The sequence below is a fragment of the Acidisoma cellulosilyticum genome (assembly GCF_020621385.1).
In the GTDB taxonomy this organism is placed as follows: Bacteria; Pseudomonadota; Alphaproteobacteria; order Acetobacterales; family Acetobacteraceae; genus Acidisoma; species Acidisoma cellulosilyticum.
Genome location: NZ_JAESVA010000001.1, coordinates 325,978 through 338,521, shown reverse-complemented (window position 1 = coordinate 338,521; position 12,544 = coordinate 325,978). Strand labels below are relative to the sequence as shown.

The following is a 12,544-nucleotide window of genomic DNA, read 5'->3' as shown; positions in this document are numbered from 1 at the left end:
CTCCCTTCACAATTGCCATACGCGCGGCAGCGGTGCGCCGGCTCGTAGAATATCCAGCGCCGCCATCACCGCCCTGCGTAGGGTCGCACCATCCGTCGCCAGCAGTCTCGCAAGAACAAGGCCATTCCAGGCCGAGACGCCAGCTTCCAGACTATGGTCCGGCAGTAGCCCTTGGCCAAGGGCCGCCCGCAAAGGCTCCACAAAATCCCCGGCATCCGGGCGCACCGCGACGATGGTCGCCATGGCACGGGCGTCGGCGAAGGTGCTGGCGCGCGCCATCAGCGTGGCGACCTCACCCTCAAGCCGGGTCGCGTCATGCAGGATCAGCTTTCCGCCGTGCCGGATGATGATGCGGTCGCGCAGGCTGATCTCGTCCACAGTCTCACCCATCGCCTGCCGCCCGAAGATGAGGCTTTCGACGCCCAGGAAACGGGCGCCGGGCGCCAGATCGACGGACAGCGTCCGGTCGACCCGGCAGCGGTCGAACAGGATCGTCTCCTGCGGCAGCCATTCCAGCAGCGCCCCGTCTTCGACCCTGAGGTCCGAGCGGATGGTGGCAGGTGGGGAGGCGGGGCTGGCTTTGTAGTAGCGTTCGGCCGCCTGCGTGGTGACGACGAAATGGGTGCCGTCCTCGGCCTCGATCCTGGCCGCCAGATCATCCCCGCCGGTAATCCCGCCTGAGGTATTGAGCAGCACGGTTTCGGGAATGCCGCCGGGCTCGGGGCGCGGCTGGCGCGCTTTGAAGCAGCCTTCCTGTCGTAGTACGGCCAGCACGGTCTCCTCGCCTCGCCGGTTGAAGGCGACGCGCAGGCGGCCGAAGGCGCGCTGGGGGGGGGCCGGGGCGAGTGCAGGCGCAGTCGAGAGGGCGGGCGTATCCATCAACCCTCTGTCGCATGAAGCGGCATCCAGAGCCATCCGGGACGCGGGCTCTTCCAATGTCATGTGCGTCCCTTTTTTCGTCTTGCGCGGCTTCATGCCGCGCATCCACCCGCTTTAGCGCCGATACGCTGTCTGGGCGCCCGATCGGGTAGGTCCGCGGAACGAGTCCGCGGATGACTGGGAGAGATTGGGCAATGACCCGCTCACACCGACAGATGCTTCCGCACCTCCGTCTCATCCAGGCTGTCGCGCTCACCGGCCACGACGATCGAACCACGATCCATCACCGCCAGGGTCTGCGCCAGTTCATGGGCGAAATCGTAATATTGCTCGACCAGCAGGATCGCCATGGTGCCACGGCTGCGGAGAAGAGAAATGACGCGGCCGATATCCTTGATGATGCTCGGCTGGATGCCCTCGGTCGGCTCATCCAGCACCAGCAGACGCGGCCGCATGACCAGCGCGCGGCCGATGGCGAGCTGCTGCTGCTGCCCGCCTGACAGATCGCCGCCACGCCGGCCCATCATGCTTTTCAGAATCGGGAACAGCTCGAAAATCTCATCCGGGATTTTGCGTTCGCGCCGGGGCAGGACAGCGAAACCGGTTTCCAGATTTTCCCGCACCGTCAGCAGCGGAAAAATATCGCGGCCCTGCGGCACCCAGGCGATGCCGCGCTTGGCGCGCTCATAGGCCGGCATCTTGGCGATGCTACTGCCTTCCCAGCGGATATCGCCGCCCGAAATCGGATGCGCGCCGGTAATCGCCCGCAGCAGGCTGGTTTTGCCGACACCGTTGCGGCCAAGAATGGACGTGACCGTGCCGAGTTCTGCCTTGATGGAGACGCCACGCAGCGCGATGGCAGCGCCGTAATGCAGATTGACGTTTTGTACTTCGAGCATCACGCGCTCCTATCGGCCAAGATACACGTCGATGACTTTGGGATCGGCGCTGACATGGTCAAGCGACCCTTCCGACAGCACCGACCCTTCGTGCAGCACCGTCACCTTGACGCCAAGGGCGCGCACGAAGGTCATGTCATGCTCGACAACGACAACAGACCGCGTGCGGTTGATGTCGCGCAGCAGATGCGCCGTCTGTTCAGTCTCGGCATCAGTCATGCCGGCCACGGGCTCGTCGACCAGCAGCAGCTCCGGGTCCTGCGCCAGCAGCATGCCGATCTCCAGCCATTGCTTCTGTCCGTGGGACAGATTGGCCGCGCGGCGATGACGATGATCGGTCAGCCGGATCGTCTCCAGAAGAGAATCAATCTTCTCTGCCTCGCTCTTCTGTTTCCTTGCCCGCAGCGTGAACCAGGGCGACCGGTCACCGGCCAGCGCCAGCAGAAGATTGTCCCAGACGGTATGGTTCTCGAAGGTCGTCGGCTTCTGGAATTTCCGCCCGATGCCAAGCTTGGCGATGGCGGGCTCATCCATTTTCGTCAGGTCGGTCGAGGCACTGAAGATGACCTGTCCCGTATCGGGCTTGGTCTTGCCGGTGATGATATCCATCATCGTGCTTTTGCCCGCGCCATTCGGCCCGATGACGGCGCGCATCTCACCCTTCGCCAAGGTCAGCGACAGGTTGTTGATGGCCTTGAAACCATCGAAGGTTTTGTTGACGCCGTTCAGATAAAGCAGATCGCCGCTGACGGCGCCGATGGGTTGCGCGTTCATGCTGTCTTCTCCCCGTCGCCGATATCCGCGCCGGCTTCGGCGAGATCGGCGGCCTTGCCGTCGATGGCGGCCAGGCCCTGCTTCTCATGCGCTGTCGGCAGGCTTGTCTCCGCACCCGCCCGGCGCCCGAAGGTGCCCATGATGCCGCGTGGCATGAAGAGCGTGACGAGGATGAACAGGCCGCCGAGCGCATAGAGCCAGGCGCCCGGCAATGCGCCGGTCAGCACCGTCTTGCCGAAGTTCACGAGCACTGCCCCAAGGATCGCGCCGGACAAGGTGCCGCGTCCGCCGACCGCGACCCAGATCACGGCTTCGATGGAATTCGCAGGCGCGAATTCGCCCGGGTTGATGATGCCAACCTGCGGCACATACAGTGCGCCGCCGATGCCGGCGATGACGGCCGAGACCACCCAGATCACGAGCTTATAGTATTCCGGCCGGTAGCCCAGGAAGCGCGTGCGGCTTTCGGCGTCGCGCACCGCGACCAGAACCTGGCCGTAGCGGCTGCCGACCAGCCAGCGGGCGAAGAGGAAAGCGGCAGCGGTGAAGATGGCCGAGATCACCATCAGCGCCGTTGTCGTGCTGCTGCGGTTAAGCGGGAAGCCGATGATGTCCTTGAAATCGGTCATCCCGTTATTGCCGCCGAAGCCCATGTCGTTGCGGAAGAAGGCCAGCAGCAGCGCATAGGTCAACGCCTGGGTGATGATCGACAGATAGACGCCCGAGACGCGGCTGCGGAAGGCGAGGAAGCCGAAGACGGCGGCCAGGATCGCCGGCACCACCAGTACCATCACCATGGCGAAGGGGAACCAGGCGAAGCCGTGCCAATACCAGGGCAGCTGCTTCCAGCCGATGAAGATCATGAAATCCGGCAGATTGGCATTGGCATAAACGCCGCGCGCGCCGATCTCCCGCGTCAGATACATGCCCATGCAATAGCCACCCAGGGCAAAGAAGGCAGCGTGTCCCAGCGTCAGAATGCCGGCAAAACCCCAGACCAGGTCGACCGCGAGTGCCAGCAGCGCGTAGCAGAGATATTTGCCGGCGAGGCCGACCACGAAGTCCGAGACATGCAGCGCGCTGGTTGCGGGTGTGGCGAGGTTGAGGATGGCGAGGATGATCGCCACGCCGATGATGATGACCGGCGTAAGGGTGAGGGAAAGACGGGTCATGCTTCCACCGCCCGTCCCTTGACCGGGAACAACCCGCGCGGACGCCGCTGAATAAACAGAATGATCAGGACCAGCACGACGATCTTACCCAGCACGGCGCCGGCGACCGGCTCCAGCCCTTTATTGACAATCCCCAAGGTCATCGCGGCCAGCACGGTGCCCCACAGATTGCCGACGCCGCCGAAGACCACGACCATGAAACTGTCGATGATGTAGTTCTGGCCGAGATTGGGGGAGACGTTGTCGATCTGTGCCAAAGCCACACCGGCAACGCCGGCGATGCCCGAGCCGAGACCGAAGGTCATGGCGTCGATCCAAGGCGTGCGGATGCCCATGCTGGCCGCCATGCGGCGGTTCTGTGTGACAGCCCGCATGCGCAGGCCGAGTGGGGTGAAGCGCATCACCGCCATCAACCCGCCGACGACCGCGAAGGCGAAGATGATGATGCAAAGACGGTTGAGCGTGATCGTCAACCCGCCGACCATGAAGAAGCCGCTCATCCAATCGGGTGTGGCGACATTCTGGTTCTCAGCGCCGAAGCCAGAGCGTATGGCCTGCTGCAGCACGAGGCTGAGACCCCAGGTGGCGAGCAGGGTTTCCAGCGGCCGGCCATACAGGAAGCGGATCAGGCAACGTTCGATCAGAATGCCGATGGCGCCGGCCACGACGAAGGCGACCGGGATGGCGACGATAACGCTGGCGCCGAACAGGTCCGGTGCATAGGCCCGGAAGACCTGCTGCACCACGAAGGTCGCATAGGCGCCGATCATCACCATCTCGCCATGCGCCATGTTGATGACGCCCATGACGCCGAAGGTGATAGCAAGGCCGGCGGCGGCGAGCAGCAGCACCGAACCAAGGCTGAGGCCGTAATAGACCGTTTCCAGCCAGCTCCAGAGTTTGAGCGAGAAATCGATATGTTTGATGGCGGTGGCAGCCGCAACTGCCACCGCCTTCGGGGCGCCGGACAGCGAGGCAAGCTCGTTCCGCGCCGCCATATCGCCGCGCGCCGCGATGGTGCTGACGGCGGCAAGCTGCGTTGTCTGATCGGTCGTGGACAGGCTGAGCTGATCTGCGGCTTCCGCCTGCAGCAGCGTCGCACGGACGCGCGGGTCCTGCTCATGCGCCAGCGCATGCTGCACGATGGGCAAGGTCGAGGCGGACGGCGATTCGAAAATCGCTTCGGCGGCCTTCCGGCGCGTGCCGGCATTGGGGGAGGAGAGGTCCAGCACGCCTTCGGCGGTCGCAATCGCGCCCGTCACCATATCATTGGCGACGATACGACGGACCTGAAGAAAGGGAGGCGCCGGGATCTTGGCGCCCGTGCGGGCATCCAGCCAGACGCCGGCATCGGTGTCATGGATGAATAGCCCATGGTCGGGGCGCGGATATTTCCAGGTGTAGAGCTGGTTGTTCCCGAGCGCATCCAGCACTTTGCGGGCCCGCGCGTCGCCTGAGACCGAGATCGCGTCAACCGCGCTCACGACATCATCAAGGCTGCGGCTGGTCAGGCCCAGGTAAGGGTCGGCACCAGTCTGGGAGGTTGGCGCGCTCTGGGCATGGGCGCCCGTGGCGGGGAGGGTGACGGTCAGGCTGACGAACAGCGCGATAATCAAGGCGAGGCCGGCGCTGCGCCAGGAAGGGTGAGGTCCGAGACGCTGGGTCAACGGCTGCGCTCCTGTTTACATTGTCGTGCGCGGGCTTGCTGCGCGGATCTACCCGTTTAGGCGCCTGCACGGTGAGCAGGCATTGCGTCGGGTAGGCCCCCCGGGACGAGCGTGGTCGACTAGACCCGGGGGGGACGGCTTTCATCGGTGTGGCGGGGTAGCGGGTTAAGTGTTTAGCTCGCCTTGCTGCCGAGGCACTTACCCTTGACGACGTCGTAGTTGCCGCAGCTCATGGGCGGCAGCCAATCGCCGATCAAGTCCTTGGATTCCGGCAGGTAGGGCGACCAGGGCTGGGCGACGACGGTGCCCGGGGTCTCGTAGACGATGTTGAACTGGCCGTCGGCCTGGATTTCGCCGATCAGCACGGGCTTGGTGATGTGATGGTTCGGCATCATGGCGGAGTAGTCGCCCGACAGATTGCCGGCCGTGATGCCCGGCAGCGCCGCGATCACCGCATCGGTATCGGTCGTATTGGCCTTCTCGACCGCCTTCACCCACATGTTGAAGCCGATATAGGCGGCTTCCATCGGGTCATTGGTGACGCGCTTGTCGTTCTTCGCGAACTTCTTGAAGTCGGCGATGAACTGCGTATTGGCCGGGCTGTCGACGCTTTCGAAATAGTTCCAGGCGGCCAGATGGCCGACCAGCGGCTTGGTGTCGATGCCGGCCAGTTCCTGCTCGCCGACCGAGAATGCGACAACCGGAATATCGGTCGCCTTGATGCCCTGGTTGCCGAGTTCCTTGTAGAAGGGCACGTTGGCGTCGCCGTTGATGGTGGAGACCACGGCCGTCTTGGCGCCGGAGGACCCGAAGCTTTTGATCTGGGAGACGATGCCCTGCCAATCGGAATAGCCGAAGGGCGTGTAGTTGATCATGATGTCCGTGGAGGCAACGCCCTTGGACTTCAGATAGGCTTCCAGGATCTTGTTCGTGGTGCGCGGATAGACATAGTCCGTGCCGGCCAGGACCCAGCGCTTCACATGCATCGTATTCATCAGATAGTCGACGGCCGGAATGGCCTGCTGGTTCGGGGCGGCGCCGGTATAGAAGATATTGCGGCTACATTCCTGGCCCTCATATTGGACCGGGTAGAACAGGATGCCGTTCAGCTGCTCGAAGACCGGCAGCACGGACTTGCGGGACACCGAGGTCCAGCAGCCGAAGACGGCGGCGCATTTATCGACGCTCAGCAGCTGCTTGGCCTTCTCGGCGAACAGCGGCCAGTTGGAGGCCGGATCGACGACGACCGCCTCCAGCTTCTGGCCGAGCAGGCCGCCATTGGCGTTCTGCTGGTCGATCAGCATCAGCATCACTTCCTTCAGCGGCGTCTCGCTGATGGCCATGGTGCCGGAGAGGGAGTGCATGATGCCGACCTTGATGGTGCCGGCGGCCTGCGCACGCGCAGGGCGGGTCGTGGCGACCGTGCCGATGGCGGCGGTGCCGATGGTGGCGGCGGCAGCGGCGGCGAGGCCGAGGCCACCCAGGCTGCGGCGGCCCATCTCGATCTGCGGTGCGGCGGCGTCGGTTTCCGGCAGGGCCGGCTTCGTTTCGTCCGTCATCGTCTCAGTTCCTCTCTCGTTTCCAGGAAGCGTCATGTCGGTAGATACGACCTGGGGCGGAGAGTGGCGTTGACTGGTCGTCCGCGACCATACGCAAAAGCGCGTATGACCGGGCGTGCGGCTTATGCTTTGATAGGACTCCCATGACTGTTTCCCAGTCTCTGACGCAGGCGGCGCGGTGAGGATAGTGACACCTTCTGGCTCCGCGCGTCTGGCGCGGCAGCGCATCACCCGCACCAGACGGGAGTACAACCGCTGGGTCGCCAACCAGACGCTGGAGGATTACGCCCTCCGCTTCACCGCTAAAAGCGCGCGTAAATGGTCTGCGCTGCGGGTCGCGAATACGGCGCTGGGCGCTGTGTCTTTCCTGGCGCTGGAGGCGATCGGCGGCACCATTACGCTGGCCTACGGCTTCCAGAATTCGATTCTGGCCATCGCCTTCGTCAGTATCATGATCTTCCTGATCAGCATTCCGATCTGCGCCCATGCCGCGCGCGCCGGGGTGGATGTCGACCTGCTCACCCGTGGCGCGGGTTTCGGCTATATCGGCTCGACCATCACCTCGCTGATCTATGCGTCCTTCACCTTCATATTTTTCGGCATCGAAGCGGTCATTCTGGCTTCCATGCTGCAAAGCTTTTTCGGCGTCCCGGAATGGCTCGGCTATATTCTATGCGCCATTGTCATCCTGCCGCTGGTGACGCATGGCATCACCTTCATCAGCCGCTTCCAGCTTTGGACACAGCCGATCTGGTTCGTTTTGAACCTGGTACCGATCCTGGCCGTGCTGGTCATGCATCCCGAATGGCTGCCGGGTTGGACCCGTTTCGGCGGTGAACATGCGAGGGCGACCGGTTTCGATCTGGCCGGTTTCGGCGCTGCCGCCTCCATCCTCTTCGCCATGATCACGCAAACCGCTGAGCAGGTGGATTTCATTCGCTTCCTGCCGCCGCAAAGCGCTATCGGCACAAGGCGCTGGTGGACGGCGTTGATCCTGGGCGGTCCGGGCTGGATCGCGATCGACGTCATCAAGCTGCTGGCGGGATCGCTGCTGGCCTATGCGGCGCTGCAAAGCGGCATGCTGCCCGACCAGGCCGTGCAGCCGGCGCAGATGTATCGGCTTGCTTTCGAGACGATTGCCTCACCGCCCGTCGCCATCATGCTGACCTGCGCGCTGGTCATCATCTCCCAGGTCAAGATCAATATCACCAATGCCTATGCCGGTTCGCTCGCCTGGTCGAATTTCTTTTCGCGCCTGACGCATAGCCATCCGGGCCGCGTGATCTGGCTGATCTTCAACATCGTCATCGCGCTGCTGCTGATGGAAACGGGGGTGACGAAGACCATCCAGCATACGCTGGTGGTCTATTCCAATGTCGCCGCCGCCTGGATGGGGGCGCTGGTCGCCGATCTGGTGGTGAACAAGCGGCTTGGCCTCAGCCCCAAGGGCATCGAATTCAAGCGCGCGCATCTGTTCGACATCAATCCGGTCGGTGTCGGCGCCATGCTGTTTGCCGTGATCGTCTCGCTGTCATCCTATGCCGGACTTCTGGGGCCAGGGCCGGCGGCACTATCGACCTTCATCGCCTTCGGCGGTGCCTTTGTGATGGCCCCGCTGATCGCCTGGGGCACTGGCGGCCGCACTTATCTGGCCCGGCGGGGCCGTGCCGCCTGGGCATCCCGTGGGACCATCGCCTGCTCGGTCTGCGAGCACGCCTTCGAGCCCGAGGATATGGCCTATTGCCCGGTCTATACCGGGCCCATCTGCTCGCTCTGCTGCTCGCTTGACGCCCGTTGCCATGACGCCTGCAAGCCGCATGGACGCGTCGCCGAACAGGTCGCGAAAAGCTTCCGCTTCGTCATGCCCGCGCCCGTCATTGCGCTGATGCAGGTGCGGGTCGCGCGGTTCATCGGCGTGCTGTTCCTGTTCGCGGCCGGCACCGGTCTGCTGCTGATCGCGATCGACGCGCAGACCGTCAGCAGCGGTCCGATCAGCGAGGCGGCGGCCACCGCCGCCTTCTGGAAGACCTTCCTCGTCATGCTGGTGATCGGCGGCGTCGTCTCCTGGCTCGCCGTTCTTGCCCAGGAAAGCCGGCGGGCGGCGGAGGAGGAGACGCGCCGTCAGACCGTGCTGCTGCTGGATGAGATCAGCGCCCATCGCCAGACGGACGCCGCCCTGCAGCGTGCCAAGGAAACGGCGGAGGCTGCCAGTCGCGCCAAAAGCCGTTATGTCGTCGGCATCAGCCACGAACTGCGCAGCCCGCTGAACGCCATCCTCGGCTATGCCCAGTTACTGGAGAAGGATTCCGATATTCCGCCCCGCAAACGCGAGGGCCTACGCATCATCCGCCGCTCGGGCGAGCATCTGACGGCGCTGATCGGCGGTCTGCTCGATATTTCCAAGATCGAGGCCGGGCATATCGAGCTCTATCGAGATGAAATCCGCCTGCCGGAATTCCTCGATCATCTGGTGCAGATGATGCGCCTGCAGGCCGAGACCAAAGGCATAGCGCTGCATTACCGGGCTGATCCGCTGCCACGCCTGGTCTATGCGGATGAGCATCGGCTGAGGCAGGTGCTGATCAACCTGCTCTCCAATGCCATCAAGTTCACGACTGTCGGCAGCGTCACCTTCACCGTCCGCTACCGCAGCCAGGTCGCGGAATTCGACATCACCGATACCGGGCGCGGTATCGCGGAGGCCGATCTCATCCGCATTTTCGAACCTTTTCAGCGTGCGGGCGATCAGTCGGTGCCGGGCACCGGCCTGGGGCTGACCATCGTCCGGCTGCTGACGGAGGTCATGGGTGGGGAGGTGACGGCGACCAGCACATTGGGCGAGGGCAGTCGCTTCCGTCTGCGGCTGATGCTGTCGGAAGCGGCCGAGACGTTGAAACCCAGCCCGCCCGCCCTGGAAATTACCGGCTATCGCGGGCGGCGGCTGACGGTGCTGGTGGCCGACGACGACGCGACGCAGCGCTCCCTCATGCTCGATCTGCTGACGCCGCTGGGCTTCACGGTCGTGGGCGCGTCGGGTGGGGCGGAATGCCTGGCGCTGACCGAACAATGGCGGCCGGACCTGTTCCTGCTCGACCTGTCGATGCCTGACATTACGGGTTGGGAGTTGGCTCAGCGCTTGCGGGAGGAGGCGCGGGCGAAGGCGCCCATCGTCATCGTCTCGGCCAATGCGCGCGAGTTGGAAGCCGCCCCGCGCGAAGGCCAGTTCCATGACGATGTCATGGCCAAGCCGGTGCGGCTGGACCTGTTGCTGGAGAGTATCGGCCGCGTGCTGGGTCTGGACTGGACGAGGCTTGAGACGGAGGCGCTGCCGGCGGCCTCGGATGAGGGGGCGGATCTGACGGCGCAGCAATTGGCTGAACTGCGGGAACTCGCCGCCATCGGTTATGTGCGTGGCATCCGCCTGCGGCTGGAAGCGCTGGTGGAGGAGCAGCCGGCCCTGGACCCGACGCTGACGCCGCTCCGCGCGCTGATCGCCGACTATCGGCTCGACGCCTTCATGACAGCGCTTGACGAGATGGCCGGGACCGAGGGCGTGACATGAAGCGCCGCGACATCATTCTTGTTGTGGACGACACGCCCGGCACGCTGGGCGTGCTGAACGAGGTGTTGGAGGACGCGGGCTATACCGTGCTGATGGCGCAGTCGGCGGCGGCGGCGATGATCGTGCTGGAGCGCGTGCTGCCGGACGTCATCCTCATTGACGCCGTCATGCCCGGCATGGACGGGTTCGAGGCCTGCCGACGGATGAAGCGCAATCCGGCCGTCGCTGCCGTTCCCATCATTTTCATGACGGGTTTGACGGAGAGCGAGGACGTGGTGCGCGGGCTGGAAGCCGGCGGCGTCGATTACGTTACCAAGCCGCTGCAACTGGCCGAGGTGATCGCCCGCATTCGTGTGCATCTGACAGGGGCGCGGCGGACCCAAAGCGCCCAGGCGGCGCTGGACAAGGCCGGTCGCTACCTGCTCGCGACGGATACGGAGGGCGAGCTGCAATGGGCGACGCCCCAGGCGGCGGGCCTGCTGGCGCGGCTGATGCCGCCGGACGAGGCGGGCGCGCCCGCCTGTCCCTGGGTCGCCGAATGGTTGGCCTTCTCGGCCGAGCAGACGCCCGGCCAAGTGGCGATCGCCCTAGGTGACGCGCCGGTGCTGCAATTCGTCTATGTCGGCCGCATGGCGCCGGATGAGGTGATGTTCCGCATTCAGGAGACGCGGACCTCAACCGAGGAGGCGCAGCTGCGCGAGCGTCTGGGCCTGACCGCGCGGGAAGCGGAAGTGCTGCTCTGGGTCGGTCATGGCAAGGGCACGCGCGACATCGCCGAAATCCTCGGCATGAGCCCGCGCACGGTGCAGAAGCATCTGGAGCAGATCTATTCCAAGCTGGGGGTCGAGAACCGCGCCGCCGCGGCGGCTATCGCCATCCGCACGGTGGGATGAGAGGCGGGATGAGCGGCTGCCGTAATCCTCCTCCCCGCATTCCCCTAACGTGCGAACGTCGAAGCAGGTTGCGTTGGCGACGGCGACATAAACATTGTTCGCCCAGGCCATGTTTTTCGCCATCAGCACCTGCTGTTCCTTGGCGGGATACATATAGCCCTGGCAGCGGATGATGAGTTCTGCGCCCTTCATCGCGCAGTCTCGCCAGATCTCGGGATAATTGCCGTCATCGCAGATGATCAGGCTGAGCTTCATGCCCTTGGGTCCGTCGGAGATAAAGGTCTGCCCGCCGGGATACCAGCCCCGGCAGGGGCAGCACCTTTCGTGTGCGGCTGCTTCTGTCGGAAGTGACCTATGCCTCCCCGACCTTGTCCGCTTATGCGTTGGTCGCCGGATATGATGGGAAGCGGCGTTGCGTTTCGATTGTCGACGATGACATAGCGCATTGCGAGATGGTGTCGGATATTCTCGAGCCACTCGGCTTTGCCGTGCAATCCTTCAATAGCGGTGCGGAATGCATTCTGGCGCTCAGGAACCGGCCTGCCGATCATATTCATGACCGGTCTCAGTGAGACGGAGCATATTATCCGCGGCTTTCAGGCGGGCGGCGTTGACTATGTCACTAAGCCTGTAGTGCCGAATGAACTGCTCGCGCGTATCGAGCGTCATCTGGCCAGGGGACAAACCGCACGCATTGCCCGTACCGCCATCGACCTTACGGGTCGCTTTCTCATCGCGGTCGACGCCGATGCGAAGGTCGTTTGGAGCACGCCAAAAGCCAGCCATCTTATAGCGGACTGTCTTGGCAGTTATGATAGTGCATCATTCACACTGCCGTCCGGATTGCTGGATTGGCTGTCCCGGCCCTTGGACTCCGTCAGCTCGAGCGTCACCGTTCGGATGGGTGACCGGTCGGTCCAAGCCACCTATATCGGCAGGGTCTCGGACCAGGGGATTATCCTGCGTCTGTCGCTGGATGATCAGGAAGCCGACAAAGGCAAACTTCAAAAGGCGGCGGCGCATGCGGTTCGGGTTTTGAGCAGCATTTGATGCCGCTCTCCTAAGACGATTGGTCCTGACGATTGTGATGGCCTTTACTCAGATCTGATCCGGTGACAAGAGAGGCGGCTTGGCTCGTC

10 protein-coding genes and 1 pseudogene are annotated in these 12,544 nt (G+C 63.9%); 4 read left to right on the top strand and 7 right to left on the bottom strand.

Annotated features, from left to right (window positions below; translation table 11 throughout):
- Positions 1-6: 6 nt before the first annotated feature.
- The 6 genes from ACELLULO517_RS01510 to urtA all read right to left on the bottom strand — a co-directional run bounded on the left by ACELLULO517_RS01510 (position 7) and on the right by urtA (position 6,950).
- Entirely contained in the window at positions 7-879 is an 873-nt protein-coding gene (locus ACELLULO517_RS01510) for an urease accessory protein UreD (RefSeq protein ID WP_227305129.1), read from the bottom strand.
- A 203-nt stretch (positions 880-1,082) separates the two neighbouring features.
- A complete protein-coding gene (gene urtE, locus ACELLULO517_RS01505; RefSeq protein WP_227305126.1) occupies positions 1,083-1,778 on the bottom strand; it encodes an urea ABC transporter ATP-binding subunit UrtE in 696 nt (231 codons plus the stop codon).
- A 9-nt stretch (positions 1,779-1,787) separates the two neighbouring features.
- Positions 1,788-2,552, bottom strand: a complete 765-nt coding sequence (urtD, locus tag ACELLULO517_RS01500) for an urea ABC transporter ATP-binding protein UrtD (protein ID WP_227305123.1) — start codon at positions 2,550-2,552, stop codon at positions 1,788-1,790.
- Positions 2,549-3,724: an urea ABC transporter permease subunit UrtC gene (gene urtC, locus ACELLULO517_RS01495; RefSeq protein ID WP_227305120.1), complete on the bottom strand. Its 1,176-nt coding sequence runs from the start codon at positions 3,722-3,724 to the stop codon at positions 2,549-2,551. Before urtC ends, urtD begins: the two co-directional genes overlap by 4 nt.
- Entirely contained in the window at positions 3,721-5,391 is a 1,671-nt protein-coding gene (gene urtB / locus ACELLULO517_RS01490; RefSeq protein WP_227305117.1) for an urea ABC transporter permease subunit UrtB, read from the bottom strand. The genes urtC and urtB overlap by 4 nt, the downstream gene beginning before the upstream one ends.
- Positions 5,392-5,564: 173 nt before the next feature.
- Positions 5,565-6,950, bottom strand: coding sequence for an urea ABC transporter substrate-binding protein (urtA, locus tag ACELLULO517_RS01485; protein WP_227305114.1), 1,386 nt, complete (start codon positions 6,948-6,950; stop codon positions 5,565-5,567).
- Positions 6,951-7,137: 187 nt separating this feature from the next.
- Between urtA and ACELLULO517_RS01480 the strand changes: the two genes are divergently transcribed.
- Positions 7,138-10,512: a hybrid sensor histidine kinase/response regulator gene (locus ACELLULO517_RS01480; protein WP_227305111.1), complete on the top strand. Its 3,375-nt coding sequence runs from the start codon at positions 7,138-7,140 to the stop codon at positions 10,510-10,512.
- Complete coding sequence (locus ACELLULO517_RS01475; protein ID WP_227305108.1) at positions 10,509-11,405, top strand: response regulator; 897 nt, start codon at positions 10,509-10,511, stop codon at positions 11,403-11,405. Before ACELLULO517_RS01480 ends, ACELLULO517_RS01475 begins: the two co-directional genes overlap by 4 nt.
- A gap of 84 nt (positions 11,406-11,489) precedes the next feature.
- Here ACELLULO517_RS01475 and ACELLULO517_RS28545 read toward each other — a convergent pair.
- Positions 11,490-11,801, bottom strand: a pseudogene (locus ACELLULO517_RS28545) (nitrilase-related carbon-nitrogen hydrolase); the annotation flags it as partial.
- On the opposite strand from ACELLULO517_RS28545, the gene ACELLULO517_RS01465 reads away from it, so the two are divergent.
- Both ACELLULO517_RS01465 and ACELLULO517_RS01460 read left to right on the top strand, forming a co-directional pair.
- The gene (locus tag ACELLULO517_RS01465) at positions 11,732-11,977 is read left to right on the top strand and encodes a hypothetical protein (protein ID WP_227306078.1); all 246 of its coding nucleotides are present in this window, start codon (positions 11,732-11,734) and stop codon (positions 11,975-11,977) included. The pseudogene ACELLULO517_RS28545 and the gene ACELLULO517_RS01465 overlap by 70 nt on opposite strands.
- The gene (locus ACELLULO517_RS01460) at positions 11,961-12,455 is read left to right on the top strand and encodes a response regulator transcription factor (RefSeq protein WP_227305104.1); all 495 of its coding nucleotides are present in this window, start codon (positions 11,961-11,963) and stop codon (positions 12,453-12,455) included. The genes ACELLULO517_RS01465 and ACELLULO517_RS01460 overlap by 17 nt, the downstream gene beginning before the upstream one ends.
- Positions 12,456-12,544 lie beyond the last annotated feature (89 nt).

Coding starts and splice junctions, on each gene's coding strand:
- ACELLULO517_RS01475 (WP_227305108.1), top strand. CDS start 10,509: ATGAAGCGCCGCGACATCATTCTTGTTGTGGACGACACGCCCGGCACG.
- urtA (WP_227305114.1), bottom strand. CDS start 6,950: ATGACGGACGAAACGAAGCCGGCCCTGCCGGAAACCGACGCCGCCGCA.
- ACELLULO517_RS01460 (WP_227305104.1), top strand. CDS start 11,961: ATGACCGGTCTCAGTGAGACGGAGCATATTATCCGCGGCTTTCAGGCG.
- urtE (WP_227305126.1), bottom strand. CDS start 1,778: ATGCTCGAAGTACAAAACGTCAATCTGCATTACGGCGCTGCCATCGCG.
- urtD (WP_227305123.1), bottom strand. CDS start 2,552: ATGAACGCGCAACCCATCGGCGCCGTCAGCGGCGATCTGCTTTATCTG.
- ACELLULO517_RS01510 (WP_227305129.1), bottom strand. CDS start 879: ATGGATACGCCCGCCCTCTCGACTGCGCCTGCACTCGCCCCGGCCCCC.
- urtC (WP_227305120.1), bottom strand. CDS start 3,724: ATGACCCGTCTTTCCCTCACCCTTACGCCGGTCATCATCATCGGCGTG.